The sequence below is a fragment of the Micromonospora sp. NPDC005710 genome, assembly GCF_040630995.1.
GTDB lineage: Bacteria > Actinomycetota > Actinomycetes > Mycobacteriales > Micromonosporaceae > Micromonospora.
In genome coordinates this window covers 210,965-231,553 of the sequence record NZ_JBEXYP010000006.1, presented here as the reverse complement: position 1 = coordinate 231,553, position 20,589 = coordinate 210,965, and the positions used below count along the sequence as shown (strand labels likewise).

The following is a 20,589-nucleotide window of genomic DNA, read 5'->3' as shown; positions in this document are numbered from 1 at the left end:
ACATCGCGCGGCCTTTCGCGCGGCCTTGCGTCCGGCCTTTCCGCGCGGCCTTGCGCCCGGCCTTGCGCGCGGCCTTGATCAACACGGCTTCCCGGAAGTCGCGGTATCCCATGCGGCCGGACGCCCCAATTTCATGAAACTCGTGTCGATCACGCCCACGCGGGCGTCCCTCGTCGCCTTCGACGGCGTGGTTCTTCCAGTTTGGAGTATTTTGAGGACAGCCGAACGCGGAAGTGAGGTGTGTGGTGGCCAATCTGCGTCTGCCACGTCCACGCACTTCCGACGTGCGCTCCTCCATTCTCGTCGGCATCCTGATCGGCATCGCGATCATGGCCGCGGTGGACGAGATCGTCTTTCACCAACTGCTCGCCTGGCACCACTTCTACGACCGCTCCACCCCGGCGGTGGCGCTTCTCTCGGACGGCCTGCTGCACGCGGCCGAGGTGATCGCCCTGGTCGGCGGGTTCTTCTGGTTCGCCGACCTGCGACGGCGACGTGCACTGTCGAGCCGGCTGGCCTGGGGCGGCTTCCTGCTCGGCGCCGGAGGCTTCCAACTCTTCGACGGGCTCGTCGACCACAAGGTGCTCCGGCTGCACCAGATCCGTTACGGCGTACACCTGGTGCCGTACGACGTGGTCTGGAACGTGGCCGGCGCGGTGCTGCTGCTGGCCGGCGTGGCTGTGCTGTGGCGGGCCCGGGCCCGCACCGGCCCCCGATGACGGTGGCCGTGCCGCTGGCGCACGCCGGGCACGGCGCGGCCGGGCCGACCTGGTTCCCGCTGCTCCCGGTCGCGGTGTTGGCGTGCGGCTACGTGCTCGCCGCCGTGCGGGACCCGCGAGGCTGGGACCACCGGCGCACCGTTTCCTGGCTGGCCGGCTGCGCCCTGCTTGCCGTCGCCGTCGGGCCGCTGACCCCACTCCCCGACGACCCGCGCGGGCACATGGCGCAGCACCTGCTCCTCGGCATGTTCGCCCCGCTGGGGTTGGTCCTCGCCGCCCCGGTGACGCTGCTGCTGCGGGTCGCTCCACAGCCGGCACGCCGGACCGTCGGCCGGCTGCTGCGCGCCCGCCCGCTGCACCTGCTCGCCCATCCGGTCACCGCCGCGCTGCTGAGCACCGGCGGCCTGGCGTTGGTACTGCTGACCCCGCTTTATGCGGCGGCCGAACGGCAACCAGTCCTGCACCACGCCGTGCACCTGCACTACCTGGCCGCCGGGTACCTCCTCGCCTGGTCCTTGGTCGGACCGGACCCCGCGCCGCGCCGCCCGGGACTGGCGGTACGCGTCGGCGCGTTACTCGCCGCGTCGGCCGGCCACACCGTGCTGGCCAAGTACCTGTACGCCCAGGCCGAAACCCTCCCGCCCGGCCTCACCGACCGGGACCCGGAAGCGTTTCGCTCCGCCGCCCAGCTCATGTACTACGGCGGCGACCTGGCCGAGCTTCTCCTGGCAACAGCCCTCTTCGCCACCTGGTACCACTCAAACCGCCCCCGCCCGACCCGCCCCCGTCCGTCCCCCTCCCGCCCACCCGCCGCCCGTCTCCGTTGATCAAGAGGTTTGCGTCAGCGGAGCACGATTCCTTGACGCAAACCTCTTGATCAACACTGTCGTGGTTCGTGCGTGGCACACAGGCCACTGCTAACCTGGGTGATGCAGGAGGCTCTCGTCGAGGGTTCCCGCAGCCGCCTTAGGGCCCGCTCACGCGGGCCCTTCGTGCATCTGGCGGGCCGTGGGAGACCAGCACCATGAGTGGTAACACCGCTTGTCGACCCAGGACCACAGCTTCTCGTTAGCCGTCGCCTCACGTGGATCGTGACCCGTGCCGTTGGCCATCCGGCGGTAGAGGAAGGTCACCAGATCCACGGCCTGCACCAGCCGCGAGGCGTGCGACGGGGCGAAGTGCAACGTGTCGACGATCCGGGTGAGCCGTCGTGATCGATAACCTCCGGTGCCATCAACGCGGTACCGGCTCAGGTCAGAGCGATGGGTCGACGGATTGTCCACCTCGTCGGCGATGACCAGAGCCAGTTGCTGGCGCATCGCGGCATAACCGTCAACACGCTCCAGCAGATGCGACAGCACCACCTCGTGGGCAGGCTTCGGCGAGGCGTACCGGCGGGTGAGACCAAGGCGGTCGACCCCACGCAAGATGATCGTGACGTCGTGCGCGCCGATGGTCTTCATCGCGGCGTTGTAGACGGCGATACGGGCTCGGGGCGGCAGCCCCCTCCAGTGCGCCCGCCCCTGGAAAAGGTCGTACCCGTGCAGCTCGGACTTCGCCTCGACGCCGAAGGTCTTTGCCGCGTTCAGCACGACCTCATCGAGTGCGGTGCTCAACGGAATCGCCACGGTGTCGGGAACCATCAGTGCGCCTATCCAGTACCACCGGTCGGTGTACGACTCGTCCAGATAGGTGAGCAGCACCCGCAAAGGATAGGACTTCGCTACTCGCCGCGGTCGCCCCGACGCGCACTGTTGAGAATCCGGATGCGTCGGTGGTGCCGGGCGGGTCAGGGGCGGTGGGGCCAGTTGGTGAGGATCTGCTCTACCGACACGGCGTCCTGCTCCGGGTCCGGTGCAGGGGTTGGGCGGTCGGTCGGGGTGCGGTCGAAGCGCGGTGCGGGGGCTGGCTGGATCTCGCCGCCCACCTCGACGAACGTGCCCCGGGCCGCGTTGTGCGGGTGCCCGTGCGCCTCGCCGGGGGCGAGCACCGGTGCGACGCAGGCGTCCAGGTCGGTGAAGACCGCCGTCCACTCGTCCCGGGTGCGTTCGGCGAACCGCTCGGTGAACCGGCGACGCAACTCGTCCCAGCCGCTCGGGTCGTACTGGGCGGGCAGGTCCGGGTCGTCGGCGAGGTCGAGGCCGGTGAGGAGTACGGCGTAGAAGGCCGGTTCCATCGCGCCGACAGCCATGAATCCACCGTCAGCGGTGGCGTACGTGTCGTAGAACGGCGCCCCGCCGTCGAACATGTTGCGCCCGCGCGGTGCGGCCCACTGGCCGGCGCCGATCAGCCCGTGCAGGAACGAGGTGAGCAGCGCCGAGCCGTCCACCATTGCCGCGTCGACCACCTGGCCGACGCCGGAGCGCTCCCGCTCCAGCAGCGCGGCCAGCACCCCGACGGCGAGCAGCATGCCGCCGCCGCCGAAGTCGCCGAGCAGGTTCATCGGCGCGTACGGGCGTTCGCCGGCCCGCCCCAGCGGCTCCAACGCGCCGGACACCGCAATGTAGTCGATGTCGTGCCCGGCCCGGGCTGCCAGCGGGCCGTCCTGACCCCAGCCGGTCATCCGCGCGTACACCAGTCGGGGGTTGCTGGCCCGGCACACCTCCGGCCCGAAGCCGAGCCGCTCGGCCACCCCGGGCCGGTACGCCTCGACGAGCACGTCGGCGCGGTCGGCGAGGCGCAGCAGGTCCGCCAACCCGGCCGGGGATTTCAGGTCCAGTGCGGTGACCCGCCGTCCGCGCTGCAACGGCCCGTTCGTCGGTGCGGCGAGCCGACCCGCTCCCGGCGCTCCCGGCCGGTCCACCCGCACCACGTCCGCGCCGAGGTCGGCGAGGACCATGCAGCCGAACGGTGCGGGTGCGAGGCTGGCCAGCTCGACCACCCGTACCCCGGCCAGTGGCCCGCCGCGCGCCGCCGTCACGCGACGTCCACCGGTTCGGCGGGACGGTCGGCCGAGGCGGCCAGTCTGTCGACCAGGCCGGCGGGAGGTCTGAACCGGTCGCCGTAGCGCTCGGCCAGCTCGCTGGCACGGGCCGCGAAGCCGGCCGGGCCGCCCGCGTACTGCCGGACGTAGCGGATCACCCCTCCCGTCCACGCGGGGAAGCCGATGCCGAAGATCGAGCCGATGTTGGCGTCGGTCTCGGTGCGCAGCACCCCCTCGGCCAGGCAGCGCAGCGCGTCCAGTGCCTCGGCGAAGAGCATCCGCTCCTGAAGGTCCGTGAACGGCACCGCCCGACCCGCCTCGGTGGTGAGTTCGGCGAGCCCCGGCCACAGCCGGCCCCGGGTGCCGTCGTCGTAGGAGTAGAAGCCGCGCCCGGCGGCACGCCCCGGCCGGTCGTACGCGTCGACCAGCTCGTCCACCAGGCGGTGCGCCGGCAGGGGCCGGAACTCGTCGCTGGCCGCCTCGAACTGGCGGCGAATGCGCTGGATCAGCGTGAGACTCACCTCGTCGGCAAGCGCCAGCGGCCCGGTCGGGTAACCGGCCTGAAGGGCGGCCTGCTCCACCGACGCGGCGGGGACGCCCTCGGCGACCATGCCGACCGCCTCGTCGATGAACTGGCCGATCACCCGGCTGGTGAAGAAACCCCGGCCGTCGTTGACCACGATCGGGGTCTTGCCGATCCGCCGGGCCAGGTCGAAGGCCCGGGCCAGCGCCATTTCTCCGGTCCGCTCACCCACCACGATCTCCAGCAACGGCATCCGGTCCACCGGGGAGAAGAAGTGCATGCCGATGAAGTCCGTCGGCCGGTCCACTCCGTCGGCCAGCGCGCTGATCGGCAGGGTGGAGGTGTTCGAGGCGAGCAAGGCGTCGGGTGCCAGCACGGGCAGCACCTCAGCGAAGACCCGCTGTTTCAGCGCCGGGTCCTCGAAGACCGCCTCGATCACGGCGTCGCAGCCGGCGAGCGCGTCCACCTGGTCGGTGGTGGTGATCCGGCCCAGCACGGCGCGGGCGTCCGCCTCGGTGGCGCGGCCCTTGCGTACCGTGCGGGCCAGCAACCGTTCGGCGTGCTCCCGGGCCCGGCCAGCGGCCTCCGCCGTGACGTCCCTGACCACCACGTCCAGCCCGGCGCTGGCGCAGGCGTACGCGATGCCCGCGCCCATCATGCCGGCGCCGAGCACCGCCACCCGGCGTACCGGTGGAGCGTCCACGGACGGTCGGGCCGCGCCACCGTTGACGGCCTTGAGGTCGAAGAAGAACGCGCCGATCATGTTCTTGGCCACCTGCCCGGTGAGCAGGCCGATCAGGTGCCGGGTCTCCACGGTCAGGGCGGTCTCCAGGTCGACCTGTGCGCCCTCGACGGCGGCGGCCAGGATCGCCTCGGGCGCCGGCAGCCGGGCACCCTTGAGTTGCTTGCGCAGCGTCGCCGGAAAGGCGGGCAGTTGTGCGGCGAGCGAACGGCTGGCCGGGGTGCCGCCCGGCATCCGGTAGTCCGGCCGGTCCCACGGCTGCGCCGGGCGCGGATTCGCCGCGATCCAGGCCCGGGCGTGTTCCAGCAACTCCGTCGGCGTGGCGACCACCTCGTCGACGAGCCCGGCGGACAGGGCGTCGGCCGGGCGCATCCGCCGGCCGGTGAGCAGCACCGTGGTCAGCGCGCCGGCCAGGCCGAGCATCCGTACCGTCCGGGTGACACCGCCCGCCCCGGGGAGCAGACCCAGTGTCACCTCGGGCAGTCCGAGCCGGCTGCCGGGCGCGTCGAGCGCGATCCGGTGGTGGCAGGCGAGCGCGATCTCCAGACCACCGCCGAGCGCGGAGCCGTTGACAGCGGCGACCACCGGCCTGCCCAGCGTCTCGAGCCGGCGCAGGTCCCGTTTGATGGTGCCGAGCAGGTCGGCCAGCGCTGGCGCGTCGGCCCGGGTGGCGCGGATCATCTCGGGCAGGTCACCGCCGGCGAAGAAGGTCGACTTCGCGCTCGTCACGATGACCCCGGCAAGGTCGCGTTCGGCCTCCAACCGGTCCAGTGCCGCGGTCATCGAGGCGGCGTACGCCCGGTTCATGGTGTTCGCGGACTGGGTGGGGTCGTCCAGGGTGAGCGTGACGATGCCGTCGGCGCCGCGGTCGTACCCGATGGTGTTGGTCATTGTCGTCCTCCGGGTCAGCAGCGCTCGAGAACGGTGGCGACGCCCATGCCGCCGCCGATGCAGAGGGTCACCACGGCCCGGCGGAGGTCACGGCGCTCCAACTCGTCCAACGCCGTACCGAGCAGCATCGCTCCGGTCGCGCCGAGCGGGTGGCCGAGAGCGATCGCGCCGCCGTTGACGTTCACGCGGTCCGGGTCGAGGCCCAGGTCGCGGACGTACTTGAGCACCACCGCGGCGAAAGCCTCGTTGATCTCGAACAGGTCGATGTCGTCGACGGTCAGCCCGGCGACGGCCAGCGCCTTCCGGGTGGCCGGGATCGGGCCGGTCAACATCAGGGTCGGGTCCGCGCCGCTGACCGCCGCGCCGACGATCCGGGCGCGCGGGGTGAGGCCGAGGTCCCGACCGACGTCACCCGAGCCGACCAGGACCAGCGCGGCACCGTCCACGATGCCTGACGAGTTGCCCGCGTGGTGGACGTGGTCGATCGCCTCCAACCAGTGGAACTTCTGCAGCGCGACGGCGTCGAAGCCGGCCGCCTCGCCCATCGTGGCGAAGGACGGGGTCAGCTTCGCCAACGCCTCCCGGGTCGTCTCCGGGCGCGGGTGCTCGTCGACGGTGAGGATGTCCAGCCCGTTGCCGTCGCTGACCGGCACCACCGAGCGGGCGAAGTACCCGCCGGCCCAGGCCTTGGCGGCCCGCTCCTGCGACCGCAGCGCGTAGCCGTCCACATCGTCGCGGGTGAAGCCCTCCAGGGTGGCGATCAGGTCGGCGCTGACACCCTGCGGCACGAACGACGTGGCAAGCGCGGTCTGCGGATCGGTGGCCCAGGCCGCGCCGTCGGAACCCATCGGCACCCGGGACATCGACTCGACCCCGCCCGCGAGCAGCAGATGCTCCCAGCCGGAGCGGATCCGCGCGGCGGCGGAGTTGACCGCCTCCAAGCCGGAGGCGCAGAACCGGTTGAGCTGCACCCCGCCCACCTGGTCCGGCAACCCGGCCAGCAGCGCGGCAGCCCGGGCCAGGTCACCGCCCTGCTCGCCGACCGGGGTCACGATGCCGAGCAGCAGATCCTCCAGCCGGCCGACGTCCAGGCCGGGGTTGCGCTCGCGCAACGCGTCGATCAGGCCGACCACCAGGGAGATCGGCTTGACCCCGTGCAGCGCGCCGGTGTCCCGGCCGCGTCCGCGCGGGGTGCGGACCGCGTCATAGACGTACGCCTCAGAGGGCACGAGCGATCAACTCCTTCATGATCTCGTTGGTGCCGCCGTAGATCTTCTGGACGCGGGCGTCGGCGTACATCTGCGCGATCGGGTACTCCGTCGTGTAGCCGTAACCACCGAAGAGCTGCAGGCACCTGTCGACGACCTCGCACTGCCCGTCGGTGAGCCACGACTTCGCCATCGCCGCTGTCGAGACGTCCAGGTCGCCCCGCGTGTGTCTGACGATGCAGTCGTCCAGGAAGACCCGGCTGACCCGGGTACGGGTGGCGCACTCCGCGAGAACCATCCGGGTGTTCTGGTGCCCCATCAGGGTCTTGCCGAAGGCGGTGCGCTCCTTGGCGTACGCGACGGTGAGCGCGACCGCCCGTTCCATCGCCGCGACCGCGCCGACACCGATGACCAGCCGTTCCTGCGGAAGTTGCTGCATGAGCTGGATGAAGCCCAGCCCTTCGGCACCGCCGAGCAGGTTGGCCGCCGGCACCCGGAAATCGTCGAAGAACAACTCCGCCGTGTCGTTGGCGTGGAGCCCGATCTTGGACAGCAGACGGCCCCGGCGGAAGCCCTCCGGGTCGCCACCCACCTCGCACACCAGCAACGAGACGCCGGCCGCCCGCTGCTCGGGGTCGGTCTTCACCGCCACGATGATCAGGTCGGCCAGGCCGCCGTTGGTGATGAACGTCTTCGCGCCGGTGACCACGTACTCGTCGCCGTCCCGGATCGCCCGGGTCCGCATCGCCTGAAGATCGGAGCCGCCGTCCGGCTCGGTCATCGCAATGGCACCGACCAGTTCGCCGCTGCACAGGCCGGGCAGCCAACGCCGCTTCTGCTCCTCGCTGCCGTAAAAGGACAGGTAGCCGGTGACGATGCCACTGTGGACGGCCAGGCCGAGACTGCTCTCCCCGGCGTACGCCTGCTCGTGCAGCAGGACGGCCTCATGGGTGAACCCGCCGCCACCACCGCCGTACTCCTCCGGAACCGACAGGCCGAGCAAGCCCAGCTCACCCGCGCGCCGGTAGTGCTCACGGTCCGGATGGCCCTGCGTCTGCAGGCGCTCGGCGTGCGGCAGCACATCCTTCGTGAAGAAGGTGCGGGCCAGGTCGGCAAGATCGTCGTGCTCGGGCTCGCGCCAGGGAGAGGAGGAGCCGTGGGGCGGGGGCGTCGGCATGTGCACCACCCTCGCGCCCTGTTGGCACCCTGTCAATAAGTCGTGATCGGCTTCGGCGCGGGGGTCGTCGGGGTGTTCCGCAACCGCAGCCCGAGACCGTCGGGCCTGGTACGCCAGCCCGAGACCGTGCGGCCCTGGCCAAGAAGTCGTCGATCATGGATTTGCGCTGCCGCCAACGACCGGACGCGCGGAGATCTCGGACAGTTTCCGTTACGAGCTAACGAAAAGTGTCCAAGATCGCGAGACCTCGCCCCCTCGCGCGGCGGGGAGTCTGAACTACTCGGCCTCATCGCCGTCGGTGGGACGCGGCGGGCGGTGCTCGGCGATCCACGCCTCCACATCGGCACGCAGCCAGACCGTGGTCCCGTGCAGCCGCTGGAACGGCGCGGGGAAGGTCGGATAGCGGATGAGCTGACGCATCCGGCTCCGGCTCACGCCGCCGAGCAACTCCTGCAACTCGTGCGGACCGACCAGTGGACCCGGGACTTCACCCATCAGTCGAAGGTAGGGCGATCAGGGATGCCGAATTGCGTCTACCTACTTGCGCAGTCCTTCCGAATGGGTGAAGGTGAACTCATCGGCCCGGCTGGGGCTCGGGCCGATTGGTCAGCGATCGCGAGTGCTGGGAGGAGGCCCGATGGATCAGGTGACGGAGTTGGCGTGGTTGCGGGAGCGGGTCGGGGGCCTGGAGACAGCGCTGCACTGTGCGCGGAGGGAGTTGTTCGATCTCCGTTGTCGGCTGACGTTGATCGGCCGGGTGGTTCAGGACGTCGACCGGGTGCAGCGAGCGCCCGGGGTGGCCCTGGGTGCGATCAACGCGGCGCTCTACGCCGAGGCGTCCAATCTGCGCCATCTGGGACGACACGTGGTCCGGCGTCGCCGGGGCGTGCGGTGACCAGGGCGAGGAGCGGCGGCTGACCGGGTGAGATGTCGATAGGGTCGGGCAGATGAGTGTCGAGACGGCTCCGCGCCGCCGCCGTTTGGAGCCGGACGCCCGGCGTGGGCAGATCCTGGCCTGCGCGGTCCGGCTGTTCGGCGAGCGCCCGTACGCGGACGTGTCGACCACCGACGTCGCCCGCGAGGCAGGCGTCGCCCGCGGCCTGGTCAACCACTACTTCGGTACGAAGAAGGACCTCTACCTGGAGGTCGTCCGGGTCATGGTGACCATCCCGGAGGTGGCAGTGGAACGGCTGCCCAAGGGTGACCTGCGGACCCGCGTCGACGCCAGCGTCACCTGGTTCCTCGACGTGGTGTCCCGGCACAGCACCTCCTGGTTGGCGGCGGTCACCGCCCGGGGGATGGGTGGCGACGCCGACGTCGAGCGGGTGCTCGCCGAGGCCGAGGAGGTCGCCGCCGACCGGATGCTCGTCGCCGTCGGGCTGGCCGGCGAGGCGGAGCACCGCGAGGAGTTGCGCGGCATGGTCCGGGCGTACGGAGGTCTGGCCACCTCGACCGCCCGCGAATGGCTTCAACGTGGCGCGCTGACCCGTGCCCAGGTGCACCTGTTGCTCACCACGACCCTGCTGACCATCGTCGAGCAGGTCATCCCGCAGGTCCTCGCCGACCGCGAACCGGCGCGACCAGTGCGCTGACCGCCGAGCGTTCCGGCGGGCCGCCGACGCTCAGGCGGCGCGTCGGTCGCCGGCCTGGCCGGTACGAGCCGCCGGGGCGGCCTGGCCGGCATGCGCCGCCGGGGCGGCGTACCGGTCGGCGGCCTGCGCCGGATGGGAGCCGGGGCGTACCACCCGCAAGGGTCGGTCCACCTCGTCGGCTCCGAACCGCCAGCGGGACGGCGTGGGCTGTCGCTGCGGGGCCGGCCCACCGGGGCGCAGCCCGGGTCGGGACAGCAGCACGGTGATCAGGTAGCCGACCACCAGGAAGCCGTGGCTGATCAGCCGCTCCCCGCCCACCGAACCGGTGGCCAGGTCGTTCACCGACAACAGCAGCAGCGTGCCGACGAACGCGCTGAGCATCGGCAGCAGCCCGGCCGGTGGGCTGCGTCGCAACGCCACGAACAGGAAGCCCGCGCCCACTGCCACGTTCCACGCCGCCGACTCGTGCCACAGGTGCTGGCCGGTGGGGTGCAGGTGGTCGGCGGTCGCGCCCCGACCCACCTGGGCCAGGCCGAGCACCAGCTGCACCGCGCCGAGCAGCCCGAGCGCCGACCGCAGGCCGGCGACGAGCGGGCCACGTCCGAACGCCGCACGCAGTCCGGCGGTCGACGCACCGCGCCCGACCGTCGGGCGCAGCCTGCTGACCAACCGGCCCGGCCCGGCCCGGCGCCGCCACCACGACCGACGGGCCGGCGCCGCAGCGGCGGCGGCCAGGATCGCCGCTGTCCGATCGGGCACCTCGACGACCAATCGGGTACGAACCCGACGGGTCACCGTGGCCGCCGCCGTGAACCAGGCCCGGCACTCGGCGCACCCGTCGAGGTGCCCCTGCACCGCCGTCAGTTCGGCGACGGTCTCCTCCCCGTCCAACTGCGCGGACAGGACCTCCCGCCACTGCTCACACCCCATGTATCGGTAGTCGCTCCGGCGGCCGCTCCGGTTCCCGGCGACAGTGACTGGTTGTGGAATACTCGCCGGATCATGACGCGTTACGGCCTGCTGATCCTGCCCGCCACCAACCGGGTGTACGCCCGCGCCGCAGTGGACCTCACCCGAGCCGAGCTGGAGATCTTCGGCAGTTCGGCGCTGAGCGGCCGGATCGGCGAGTTGGACACCGAGGTCGTCGGCGGTGCGTCCTACGTCACCTTCAGTGGCGACGGGCTGACCGAGCGGGACCTGGCCGTCCTGGGCAACCTCTCCGCCGGGTACGCGCTCTTCGAGATCGTCGGTGAGCTGCTGCGACCGGTCGAGTGGAGCCGGCTGGACCGCTACGACGACGACCTGCTCACCATTCAGAAGTACCCGGGCAAGACCAACGAGCAGTTCACCAAGCTGCTGCTCAACGTCACCCTGCTGGCCTCGGAGTGGGCCACCGAGATGACCAGCCGCCGGTTTCGGGTGCTCGACCCGCTCTGTGGTCGGGGTACCACCCTCAACCAGGCGCTCATGTACGGCTTCGACGCCGCCGGTATCGAGCGCGACCAGAAGGACGTCGAGGCGTACCGCGCGTTCATCACCACCTGGTTGAAGCAGAAGCGGGTCAAGCACCGGGTGCTGGAGTCGGGCCCGGTGCGGCGGGAGCGCAAGGTGGTCGGCCGACGGGTGCGGATCGAGTTGGCGCCGACCCGCGAGGAGCACAAGGCCGGCCAGACGCAGTTGCTGGACGTGGTGAACGCCGACACCGCCCGGTCGGCGGAGTTCTTCCGCCCGGAGACAGTGGATCTGGTCGTCGCCGACGCGCCGTACGGCGTGCAGCACGGCAGTCGTACCGCCGGGCAGGGGTTGGCCCGCGACCCGCTGGCGTTGCTCGCGGACGCCGTGCCGGTCTGGGCCCGGTTGTTGCGTCCGGGTGGTGCGCTCGGGATCTCCTGGAACACCCACGTCGCCAGCCGCGAGGACGCAGCGGCGGTGCTTGCCGACGCCGGTCTGACAGTGGTCGACGACGAGCCCTACCGCGCGCTGCGGCACCGGGTCGACCAGTCGATCATGCGGGACGTGCTGGTGGCCCGCAGCCCGGCCTGACCCGCCCACTCGCCCCGCCTCCCCGCCTCGCCTCGGCCCGGCTCGCATCGGCCCTGGCTCGCTTCGGCCCGGCGTCGGCTGTCCCGCTGCACCGTGCGGCATCTCATCCGGGTCGCGCATGGTTTCGTGCGCCCTTTGCTCTGCACCCGCGGAGGCGACGCTCACGGTCTGTAGCTGGCGCCTCCGCGGGTGCAGAGCAAAGGTGGACCACTCCGGGGCGGAGCTAAGGGCGGACGACGCCGGGGCGGCGCGTAGGGCGGACCACGCGGGGGCGCAGCGAGGACAGACACCTGGTCCTGAGCGCATGGACAGCAGTGGGTCTGTGCCCCATTTCACCTGTTCAGTGCACCTGTGTGAAAACCACGTCAAGAAAAGGTTCGCCTCCGTCATGGTCGCGTTATGACCCCTGCCGTGTGGCGGGTCGCGGGGCTTTGATTGCCCGGCGCGACCGGAAGGCGGTCGCGACGAACCTTTCCGGCTGAGGAGTCAGCGTGTCTGACGTGGTGTTCGTGGTCCTGACGGTGGCGCTGTTCGCAGTGCTCGCCCTGGTGGTCCGGGCGGTGGAGAAGCTGTGAACGCGGTAAACGCCGTCGGTCTGGTGCTCGCGGTCGTCCTGGGCGCGTTCCTGGTGTTCGCCCTGCTGTTTCCGGAGCGCTTCTGATGACCATGACAACAGCGGGCGTCATCTTCGTGTTGACGCTGGTGGCGGCCCTCGTAGCCGTCTACAAGCCGTTCGGTGACTACATGTTCCGGGCGGTCTCCGGCACCAAGCAGTCGCGGGTCGAGCGGGGCATCTACCGACTCGTCGGGGTCAACCCGGCCGCCGAGCAGACCTGGGGCGTGTACGCCCGCAGCGTGCTGGCGTTCTCCGCGGTCTCCATCCTGTTCCTGTACGTGTTCCAGCGGGTGCAGAACCACCTGTGGCTGTCGCTGGGATTCGACCCGGTGGTGCCGCACGGCGCGTGGAACACCGCCGTGTCGTTCGTGACCAACACCAACTGGCAGTCGTACTCGGGTGAGTCGACGATGGGCCACCTGGTGCAGATGGCCGGTCTGGCCGTGCAGAACTTCGTCTCGGCGGCGGTCGGCATCGCGGTGGCTGTCGCGTTGGTACGCGGCTTCGCCCGCAGCCGCACCGGGCAACTCGGCAACTTCTGGGTCGACCTGACCCGGATCACGCTGCGGATCCTGCTGCCGATCGCGGTGCTCGGCGCCATCGCGCTGATGATCGGCGGGGCGGTGCAGAACCTGTCCGACGGCACCGACGTGAGCACGCTCACCGGCGGCACCCAGACCATCACCGGTGGTCCGGTCGCCAGCCAGGAAGCGATCAAGGAACTGGGCACCAACGGTGGCGGCTTCTACAACGTCAACAGCGCGCACCCGTTCGAGAACCCCACCACCTGGACGAACTGGCTCCAGATTTTCCTGATCTTCCTGATCCCATTCAGCCTGCCCCGGGTGTTCGGCCGCATGGTCGGGCAGAACCGGCAGGGCTACGCCATCGCCGCGGTGATGGGCATCCTCGCGTTCCTCAGCGTGGCCCTCACCAACATCTTCGAACTGGCCGGTCACGGCACTGTGCCGCAGGCGATCGGCGCGGCGATGGAAGGCAAGGAGGTGCGGTTCGACGTGTCGAACTCGGCCACCTTCGCCGCCGCCACCACGCTCACCTCGACCGGTGCGGTCAACTCGTTCCACGACTCGTTCACCTCGCTCGGCGGCATGATGACCATGGTCAACATGATGCTCGGCGAGGTCGCGCCGGGCGGCGCGGGTTCGGGGCTGTACGGCCTGCTCATCCTCGCGGTGATCACGGTCTTCGTGGCCGGGCTGATGGTGGGCCGCACTCCCGAGTACCTGGGCAAGAAGATCGGGTCGCGCGAGATCAAGTTCGCCTCGCTCTACTTCCTGATCACGCCGATCCTGGTGCTGGTCGGCACGGCGGCCGCGTTCGCCACCGGCAACAACTCCACGGCGCTCAACGTCGGCCCGCACGGCCTCTCCGAGGTGCTGTACGCGTTCACGTCGGCCAGCAACAACAACGGCTCCGCGTTCGGCGGCATCACCGTCAACACCACCTGGTGGGACACCGCGCTCGGGTTGTGCATGCTGCTGGGCCGGTTCCTACCGCTCATCTTCGTGCTCGCGTTGGCCGGCTCCCTGGCCCGCCAGGCACCCACCCCCGCGTCCGAGGGCACCCTGCCGACCCACCGACCGCTGTTCATCGGGATGGTCGTCGGCGTCACTGTGGTCCTCGTCGCGCTGACCTTCCTGCCCGCGCTCGCGCTCGGCCCGCTGGCAGAGGGGCTCTGACCATCATGAGGAACGAGGACATGTCCGTCACGTCCGCCCCAACAGAGCAACTCCCCGGCACGCCCGCCACCCAGGGCAACCGGATCGGCGGGGGCCTGCTCGACCCCAAGCAGTTGATCAGGTCCCTCCCGGACGCGGTACGCAAGCTCAACCCCACCACGCTGTGGCGCAACCCGGTGATGCTGATCGTGGAGGTCGGTGCGGCCTTCACCACGGTCCTGGCGGTGGCCGACCCGTCGGTGTTCGCCTGGGCGATCACCATCTGGCTCTGGTTGACGGTGCTCTTCGCCAACCTCGCCGAGGCGGTCGCCGAAGGTCGGGGCAAGGCCCAGGCCGCCGCGTTGCGGCAGGCCAAGCAGGACACCATCGCCACCCGGCTGATCGACTGGAAGCCCGGCGCACGGGCGAACGCCTACCGGGACGAGGCGGTGCCCGCGGCGCAACTGCGTCAGGGCGACGTCGTGCTCGTCGAGGCGGGCGGCATCATCCCCGGCGACGGCGACATCGTCGAGGGCATCGCCAGCGTTGACGAGTCGGCCATCACCGGCGAGTCGGCCCCGGTCATCAGGGAGTCCGGCGGCGACCGCAGCGCTGTCACCGGCGGCACCAAGGTGCTCTCCGACCGGATCATCGTGAAGATCACCCAGAAACCGGGGGAGAGCTTCATCGACCGGATGATCGCTCTGGTCGAGGGGGCCAACCGGCAGAAGACGCCGAACGAGATCGCGCTGAACATTCTGCTCGCCGCGCTCACCGTCATCTTCCTGCTGGCCGTGGTCACCCTCCAGCCGCTTGCCATCTTCTCGAAGGCGTACCAGGCGGCGGCGCCGAACAGCGGCGCGATCACCGACTCCGGTGTCACCGGCGTGGTGCTGATCTCGCTGCTGGTCTGCCTGATCCCCACCACGATCGGGGCGCTGCTCTCCGCCATCGGCATCGCCGGCATGGACCGCCTCGTCCAGCGCAACGTCCTGGCCATGAGCGGCCGGGCCGTCGAGGCGGCCGGCGACGTCAACACCCTGCTGCTGGACAAGACCGGCACCATCACGCTCGGCAACCGGCAGGCCGCCGAGTTCGTACCGGTCGAGGGGGTCGACGCGGCGACGTTGGCCGACGCCGCGCAGATGTCCAGCCTGGCCGACGAGACCCCGGAGGGGCGCTCGGTGGTCGTCCTGGCGAAGAACGAGTTCGGGCTGCGCGAGCGTGAGCCCGGCGTGATGCCGCACGCCACCTTCGTGCCGTTCACCGCCCAGACCCGGATGAGCGGCGTCGATCTGACCCCGGACGCCAGCGTCGACGGTGGCGCGTCGGGCACGGCCCGTCGGGTCCGCAAGGGCGCCGCCGCCGCGGTCATGAAGTGGGTACGCGAGAACGGCGGTCACCCGACCGAGCAGGTCGGCGAGATCGTGGACGCGATCAGCGGCACCGGCGGCACCCCGCTCGTGGTCGCCGAGCACGTCGACGGTCAGCCCGCCCGCGCGCTTGGTGTGATCCACCTGAAGGACGTCGTCAAGTCCGGCATGCGCGAGCGGTTCGACGAGATGCGCCGGATGGGCATCCGGACCGTGATGATCACTGGTGACAACCCGCGTACCGCGAAGGCGATCGCCGACGAGGCCGGGGTGGACGACTTCCTGGCCGAGGCGACGCCGGAGGACAAGCTCGCGCTGATCAAGCGGGAGCAGGAGGGCGGTCGGCTGGTCGCGATGACCGGTGACGGCACCAACGACGCGCCGGCGCTCGCGCAGGCCGACGTCGGGGTGGCGATGAACACCGGTACGTCGGCCGCGAAGGAGGCCGGCAACATGGTCGACCTCGACTCCGACCCGACCAAGCTGATCGAGATCGTCGAGATCGGCAAGCAGTTGCTGATCACCCGTGGCGCGTTGACCACGTTCAGCATCTCCAACGACATCGCGAAGTACTTCGCGATCATCCCGGCCATGTTCGCCGGCCTCTACCCGAGCCTGGACGCGCTGAACATCATGCGGCTGGCCAGCCCGGAGTCGGCGATCCTCTCCGCTGTCATCTTCAACGCCCTGGTGATCATCGCGCTGATCCCGCTCGCCCTGCGTGGTGTGCGGTACCGGCCGGCGGCCGCGTCGAAGCTGCTCAGCCGCAACCTGCTGGTGTACGGACTGGGCGGCATCATCGTGCCGTTCATCGGAATCAAGATCATCGACCTGCTCATCCAGTTCATCCCGGGGATTTCGTGATGCGCCTACCTACCTGGATCGCCCAACACCTCGCCGCGCTGCGGGCCGTGCTCGTCTTCACGGTGCTGCTCGGCCTCGTCTACCCGCTGGCCCTGGTGGCCGTCGGTCAGTTGCCCGGCCTCCACCACAAGGCGGACGGCTCGCTGATCACCTCGGGCGGGACGACCGTCGGCAGCGCGCTGATCGGCCAGTCCTTCACCGACGCCGACGGCAACCCCGTCGCCAGGTACTTCCAGTCCCGCCCCTCCGCCGCCGGCGACGGCTACGACCCGACGTCCACGTCGGCCAGCAACCTGGGCCCGGAGAGCGTTGTCGACACCATCGCCACCGATCCGGAGGAGTCCAGCGAGAGCCTGCTGACCCAGGTCTGCGGGCGCAGCAAGGAGGTCGGTGAGCTGAATGGCGTCGACGGTCGACGCCCGTTCTGCACCGACGACGGGGTGGGCGCCGTGCTCGCGGTGTTCCGCGCGGATGGCCTGACCGGCCCGGTCACCCGGGTGGTGAGCGTCAACCAGGCCGCTCCGGCGACGCCGTTCGTCGCCTCGTACCAGGGGGTGTCTGTGGAGCCGGCCCAGCCCGGCGAGGACTACGTGGCAGCCGGCGGGGTGGTCACCCCGATCCGGGGCGACGCACCAGCCGACCCGGCGGTGCCCGCCGACGCGGTCACCGCGAGCGCCAGCGGGCTCGACCCGCAGATCAGCCCGGCGTACGCCGAGCTGCAGGTGAACCGGGTCGCGCGGGAGCGTGGCGTGGACCCGGCGGCGGTCCGCAAGCTGATCGAGGAGCACACCGACGGGCGGGCGCTCGGATTCATGGGAGCGCCCGGCGTCAACGTGCTGGACCTCAACCTCGCCCTCGACAAGCAGTTCGCCGCGCGCTGAGCACCCTCGGGAGGTGGGGCCGTGCCGACCGGGCGCGGCCCCGCCCGCCGATCTGACCAGGGAGGATGGACCCGTGCCACGCGGAGAACTGCGCATCTATCTCGGGGCCGCCCCCGGCGTCGGCAAGACGTACGCCATGTTGGAGGAGGCCCAGCGGCGGGCCTCCCGCGGCACCGACGTGGTGATCGGCTTCGTGGAGACCCACGGGCGGCAGCACACCGCCGGCATGCTCGGTGACCTGGAGCAGGTGCCCCGCCGGACGATGGACTACCGGGGTGCCGAGTTCACCGAGATGGACCTGGACGCGGTCCTGGCCCGTCAGCCGGAGATCGCTGTCGTCGACGAGTTGGCGCACACCAACGTGCCCGGTTCCCGGCACGACAAGCGCTGGCAGGACGTCCAGGAACTGCTCGACGCGGGGATCGACGTGCTGTCCACTGTCAACGTGCAGCACCTGGAGTCGGTGAACGACGTCGTCGCGCAGATCACCGGCACCACCCAGCGGGAGACGGTGCCGGACGAGATCGTCCGCGCTGCCGAGCAGGTCGAGCTTGTCGACATGACCCCGGAGGCGCTGCGCCGGCGAATGGCGCACGGCAACATCTACCGACCCGACAAGATCGACGCCGCGCTCGGCAACTACTTCCGGGTCGGCAACCTCACCGCTCTGCGCGAGCTGGCGCTGCTATGGCTCGCCGACAAGGTCGACGAGCAGTTGGACCGCTACCGCAGCCAGCAGGGGATCGCGGCGACCTGGGAGGCCCGGGAACGGGTGGTGGTTGCGCTCACCGGTGGCCCGGAGGGCGAGACGCTGATCCGTCGGGCGGCCCGGGTCGCCGCCCGCAGCAAGGGTGCCGATCTGCTTGCCGTGCACGTGGCCCGCAGCGACGGCCTGGCCGGCGCCGACCCGGCCCAACTGGCCCGGCAACGGGTGCTCGTGGAGAGCCTCGGGGGCACGTACCACCAGGTGCTCGGCACCGACGTGCCGGCCGCGCTGCTGGACTTCGCCCAGGGTGTGAACGCCACCCAGTTGGTGCTCGGCGCGAGTCGGCGGGGTCGCCTCGCGCAGATGTTCGCCCGGGGCGTCGGGGTGACCACCACAGCGCTCTCCGGCTCCATCGACGTCCACCTGGTCACCCACAAACAGGCCGGCAAGGGTCGGCGGGCGGCGGCGGTGCCGGCGGCGCTGTCCCGGCGTCGCCGGCTGCTCGGCTTCGGCCTGGCGGTGCTCGGCATGCCGCTGCTCACGGTGCTGCTGAAGACCCTGCCCGACCTGACGTTGACGAACGACATCCTGCTGTTCCTCGCCGGGGTGGTAGGGGTCGCGCTCGTCGGCGGGGTGTGGCCGGCCCTGGTCGCCGCGCTCGGCGGCTCGCTGCTGCTCAACTGGTTCTTCACCCCGCCCTTCCGCACCCTCACCATCGCCGAGGCCGACAACCTGCTCGCCCTCGCCGTCTTCGTCGGGGTGGCTCTCGCGGTGAGCTGGATCGTCGACGTGGCCGCCCGGCGTACCCGGGAGGCCGCGCGGGCGGCCGCCGACGCGCAGACCCTCGCCGCCGTCGCCGGTGGTGTGCTGCGCGGCGAACGTCCCCTGCCGGCCCTGCTGGACCAGCTCCGGGAGACCTTCGGGCTGCGTGCGGTGAGCGTGCTGGAGCTGGCCGAGGAGGCCAGCGGGCGCCCGGAGCGGGCCCGCGAGGAGCACGCCTGGTGCGTGGTGGCGAGCGTCGGCGAACAGCCGGCCTGCACCCCCGACGGCGGCGAGACGGCGGTACCCGTCGACGAGCGGATCACCGTCGTGCTCAGCGGCCGACGGCTGGAGGCCGCCGACCGGCGGATCGTCGAGGCGTTCGCCGCCCAGGCCGCCGTCGCGCTGCGCCAGGAACGGCTCGCCGAGGAAGCCGCCACCGCCCGGCCCCTCGCCGCCGCCGACCGGATGCGCACCGCGCTGCTCGCCGCGGTCAGCCACGACCTGCGTACGCCGCTGGCGTCGGCGAAGGCGGCAGTGACCAGCCTGCGCAGCCACGACATCGAGTTCGACGAGTCCGACCGTGAGGAGTTGCTGGAGACCGCCGAGGAATCACTGGACCGCCTCGCCCGGCTGGTCGGCAACCTGCTGGACATGAGCCGGCTCCAGGCGGGAGTCCTGGGCATCTCGGCGACCGCCATCGGCCTGGAGGACGCCGTACCCCTGGCGCTTGACGAACTTGGCCCGGCGGCCGCGACGGTCGGCACCGACATCCCGGCCGACCTGCCGGCCGCCACCGCCGACCCGGGCCTGCTGGAACGGGTGCTCGTCAACATCGTCGCCAACGCGCTGCGGTACAGCCCGCAGGGTCAGCCGCCCACGATCACCGCGAGCGCCCACGCCGGCCAGGTCGAGCTGCGGGTGATCGACAGGGGGCCGGGCATCCCGGAGGACAAGTGGGAGCACGTCTTCCTGCCGTTCCAACGCCTCGGCGACCGGGACAACCAGACCGGCGTCGGCCTCGGCCTTGCGCTGTCCCGTGGGTTGGCCGAGGCGATGGGTGGCAGCATCACCCCGGAGACCACCCCCGGCGGTGGGCTCACCATGGTGTTGCGGCTGCCGGCCGCGCCGACCGCCTCGGAGGGGCCGCAGGAATGACGCGCATCCTGGTCGTCGACGACGAACCGCAGATCCTGCGGGCTCTGCGCATCAACCTGCGTGCCCGCCGCTACGACGTGGACGTCGCCGGCACCGGGGCCGCCGCGTTGAAGGCCGCCGCCAGCCACCCGCCCGACCTGGTGGTGCTGGACCTCGGCCTGCCCGACATCGACGGTGTGGAGGTGATCCGGGGCCTGCGCGGCTGGACCACAGTGCCGATCATCGTGCTCTCCGGCCGGGCCGGCAGCGAGGACAAGGTCGCCGCTCTCGACGCGGGTGCTGACGACTACGTCACCAAGCCGTTCGGGGTGGAGGAACTCCTGGCCCGCATCCGGGCGGTGACCCGCCGGCTCGGCGCGCCGAGCGAATCGGTGCCGGCACTGCGGATCGGTCAGCACACTGTCGACCTGGCCGACCACAGCGTGCGGCGCGACGACGGCACCGAGGTCAAGCTGACCCCCACCCAGTGGAGCGTGCTGGAGAAGCTGCTGCGTCACCCCGGCAAGCTGGTCAGCCAACGTCAGCTCCTCCAGGACGTGTGGGGGCCGGAATACCAGAACGAGACCAACTACCTGCGGCAGTACCTGGCCCAGTTGCGGCGCAAGCTGGAGGACGACCCGGCCCGCCCCCGGCACCTGATCACCGAGCCGGGAATGGGCTACCGTTACCGGCCTTGACCCGTTGACACCCGCCGGCAGAGATTGAAGAATTTCTGTCAGCAGCGGCAGCGGCGTG

At 71.0% G+C, this 20,589-nt stretch carries 18 protein-coding genes; 11 read left to right on the top strand and 7 right to left on the bottom strand.

Features of this window, described 5'->3' with window-relative positions; genetic code table 11:
- The first annotated feature begins 284 nt into the window (after positions 1–284).
- Positions 285–719: a DUF2243 domain-containing protein gene (locus ABZ406_RS11040; protein ID WP_357758774.1), complete on the top strand. Its 435-nt coding sequence runs from the start codon at positions 285–287 to the stop codon at positions 717–719.
- Positions 716–1,546: a cytochrome c oxidase assembly protein gene (locus ABZ406_RS11035; protein ID WP_357758771.1), complete on the top strand. Its 831-nt coding sequence runs from the start codon at positions 716–718 to the stop codon at positions 1,544–1,546. The genes ABZ406_RS11040 and ABZ406_RS11035 overlap by 4 nt, the downstream gene beginning before the upstream one ends.
- Before the next feature lie 150 nt (positions 1,547–1,696).
- Here ABZ406_RS11035 and ABZ406_RS11030 read toward each other — a convergent pair whose 3' ends face one another.
- The 6 genes from ABZ406_RS11030 to ABZ406_RS11005 form a co-directional block, all read right to left on the bottom strand.
- Complete coding sequence (locus ABZ406_RS11030) at positions 1,697–2,422, bottom strand: DUF3800 domain-containing protein (RefSeq protein ID WP_357758768.1); 726 nt, start codon at positions 2,420–2,422, stop codon at positions 1,697–1,699.
- Positions 2,423–2,508: 86 nt separating this feature from the next.
- Positions 2,509–3,639 (bottom strand): CaiB/BaiF CoA-transferase family protein, encoded by a 1,131-nt coding sequence (locus ABZ406_RS11025; RefSeq protein WP_357758765.1) that lies wholly within the window; start codon positions 3,637–3,639, stop codon positions 2,509–2,511.
- The gene (locus ABZ406_RS11020) at positions 3,636–5,798 is read right to left on the bottom strand and encodes a 3-hydroxyacyl-CoA dehydrogenase NAD-binding domain-containing protein (protein WP_357758762.1); all 2,163 of its coding nucleotides are present in this window, start codon (positions 5,796–5,798) and stop codon (positions 3,636–3,638) included. The genes ABZ406_RS11025 and ABZ406_RS11020 overlap by 4 nt, the downstream gene beginning before the upstream one ends.
- Positions 5,799–5,812: 14 nt before the next feature.
- The gene (locus tag ABZ406_RS11015; protein WP_357758760.1) at positions 5,813–7,027 is read right to left on the bottom strand and encodes an acetyl-CoA C-acetyltransferase; all 1,215 of its coding nucleotides are present in this window, start codon (positions 7,025–7,027) and stop codon (positions 5,813–5,815) included.
- Positions 7,017–8,183 (bottom strand): acyl-CoA dehydrogenase family protein, encoded by a 1,167-nt coding sequence (locus tag ABZ406_RS11010; RefSeq protein ID WP_357758757.1) that lies wholly within the window; start codon positions 8,181–8,183, stop codon positions 7,017–7,019. Before ABZ406_RS11010 ends, ABZ406_RS11015 begins: the two co-directional genes overlap by 11 nt.
- Positions 8,184–8,459: 276 nt before the next feature.
- Positions 8,460–8,678, bottom strand: a complete 219-nt coding sequence (locus ABZ406_RS11005; protein ID WP_357758754.1) for a hypothetical protein — start codon at positions 8,676–8,678, stop codon at positions 8,460–8,462.
- A gap of 142 nt (positions 8,679–8,820) precedes the next feature.
- Between ABZ406_RS11005 and ABZ406_RS11000 the strand changes: the two genes are divergently transcribed.
- Together ABZ406_RS11000 and ABZ406_RS10995 are read left to right on the top strand one after the other, a co-directional pair.
- Positions 8,821–9,078 carry a hypothetical protein gene (locus ABZ406_RS11000; RefSeq protein ID WP_357758751.1) on the top strand — a complete coding sequence of 86 codons (258 nt, stop codon included), beginning with the start codon at positions 8,821–8,823 and terminating at the stop codon, positions 9,076–9,078.
- Between the two features lie 52 nt (positions 9,079–9,130).
- Positions 9,131–9,775 carry a helix-turn-helix domain-containing protein gene (locus ABZ406_RS10995; RefSeq protein WP_357758748.1) on the top strand — a complete coding sequence of 215 codons (645 nt, stop codon included), beginning with the start codon at positions 9,131–9,133 and terminating at the stop codon, positions 9,773–9,775.
- Positions 9,776–9,805: 30 nt separating this feature from the next.
- On the opposite strand, the gene ABZ406_RS10990 is transcribed toward ABZ406_RS10995, so the two are convergent.
- Positions 9,806–10,705, bottom strand: coding sequence for a zf-HC2 domain-containing protein (locus ABZ406_RS10990; protein WP_357758746.1), 900 nt, complete (start codon positions 10,703–10,705; stop codon positions 9,806–9,808).
- A 72-nt stretch (positions 10,706–10,777) separates the two neighbouring features.
- On the opposite strand from ABZ406_RS10990, the gene ABZ406_RS10985 reads away from it, so the two are divergent.
- The 7 genes from ABZ406_RS10985 (at position 10,778) to ABZ406_RS10955 (ending at position 20,531) form a co-directional block, all read left to right on the top strand.
- Positions 10,778–11,818, top strand: a complete 1,041-nt coding sequence (locus ABZ406_RS10985) for an SAM-dependent methyltransferase (RefSeq protein ID WP_357758743.1) — start codon at positions 10,778–10,780, stop codon at positions 11,816–11,818.
- 571 nt (positions 11,819–12,389) lie between these two features.
- A complete protein-coding gene (gene kdpF / locus ABZ406_RS10980; protein ID WP_036410889.1) occupies positions 12,390–12,479 on the top strand; it encodes a K(+)-transporting ATPase subunit F in 90 nt (29 codons plus the stop codon).
- A complete protein-coding gene (kdpA, locus tag ABZ406_RS10975; protein ID WP_357758740.1) occupies positions 12,479–14,134 on the top strand; it encodes a potassium-transporting ATPase subunit KdpA in 1,656 nt (551 codons plus the stop codon). The genes kdpF and kdpA overlap by 1 nt, the downstream gene beginning before the upstream one ends.
- Positions 14,135–14,154: 20 nt before the next feature.
- Positions 14,155–16,350: a potassium-transporting ATPase subunit KdpB gene (gene kdpB / locus ABZ406_RS10970; RefSeq protein ID WP_357758737.1), complete on the top strand. Its 2,196-nt coding sequence runs from the start codon at positions 14,155–14,157 to the stop codon at positions 16,348–16,350.
- The gene (locus ABZ406_RS10965; protein ID WP_357758734.1) at positions 16,350–17,231 is read left to right on the top strand and encodes a potassium-transporting ATPase subunit C; all 882 of its coding nucleotides are present in this window, start codon (positions 16,350–16,352) and stop codon (positions 17,229–17,231) included. The genes kdpB and ABZ406_RS10965 overlap by 1 nt, the downstream gene beginning before the upstream one ends.
- A 73-nt stretch (positions 17,232–17,304) precedes the next feature.
- Positions 17,305–19,854, top strand: coding sequence for a DUF4118 domain-containing protein (locus ABZ406_RS10960; protein WP_357758732.1), 2,550 nt, complete (start codon positions 17,305–17,307; stop codon positions 19,852–19,854).
- Positions 19,851–20,531: a response regulator gene (locus tag ABZ406_RS10955; RefSeq protein WP_357758729.1), complete on the top strand. Its 681-nt coding sequence runs from the start codon at positions 19,851–19,853 to the stop codon at positions 20,529–20,531. Before ABZ406_RS10960 ends, ABZ406_RS10955 begins: the two co-directional genes overlap by 4 nt.
- Positions 20,532–20,589: the final 58 nt, after the last annotated feature.

Bases quoted from the DNA above. Each gene is read 5' to 3' on its own strand.
- ABZ406_RS10955 (WP_357758729.1), top strand. From the start codon at position 19,851: ATGACGCGCATCCTGGTCGTCGACGACGAACCGCAGATCCTGCGGGCT.
- kdpB (WP_357758737.1), top strand. From the start codon at position 14,155: ATGTCCGTCACGTCCGCCCCAACAGAGCAACTCCCCGGCACGCCCGCC.
- kdpA (WP_357758740.1), top strand. From the start codon at position 12,479: ATGACCATGACAACAGCGGGCGTCATCTTCGTGTTGACGCTGGTGGCG.
- ABZ406_RS11010 (WP_357758757.1), bottom strand. From the start codon at position 8,183: ATGCCGACGCCCCCGCCCCACGGCTCCTCCTCTCCCTGGCGCGAGCCC.
- ABZ406_RS11000 (WP_357758751.1), top strand. From the start codon at position 8,821: ATGGATCAGGTGACGGAGTTGGCGTGGTTGCGGGAGCGGGTCGGGGGC.
- ABZ406_RS11020 (WP_357758762.1), bottom strand. From the start codon at position 5,798: ATGACCAACACCATCGGGTACGACCGCGGCGCCGACGGCATCGTCACG.
- ABZ406_RS11005 (WP_357758754.1), bottom strand. From the start codon at position 8,678: ATGGGTGAAGTCCCGGGTCCACTGGTCGGTCCGCACGAGTTGCAGGAG.
- ABZ406_RS10995 (WP_357758748.1), top strand. From the start codon at position 9,131: ATGAGTGTCGAGACGGCTCCGCGCCGCCGCCGTTTGGAGCCGGACGCC.
- ABZ406_RS10965 (WP_357758734.1), top strand. From the start codon at position 16,350: ATGCGCCTACCTACCTGGATCGCCCAACACCTCGCCGCGCTGCGGGCC.
- ABZ406_RS10990 (WP_357758746.1), bottom strand. From the start codon at position 10,705: ATGGGGTGTGAGCAGTGGCGGGAGGTCCTGTCCGCGCAGTTGGACGGG.
- ABZ406_RS11035 (WP_357758771.1), top strand. From the start codon at position 716: ATGACGGTGGCCGTGCCGCTGGCGCACGCCGGGCACGGCGCGGCCGGG.
- ABZ406_RS10985 (WP_357758743.1), top strand. From the start codon at position 10,778: ATGACGCGTTACGGCCTGCTGATCCTGCCCGCCACCAACCGGGTGTAC.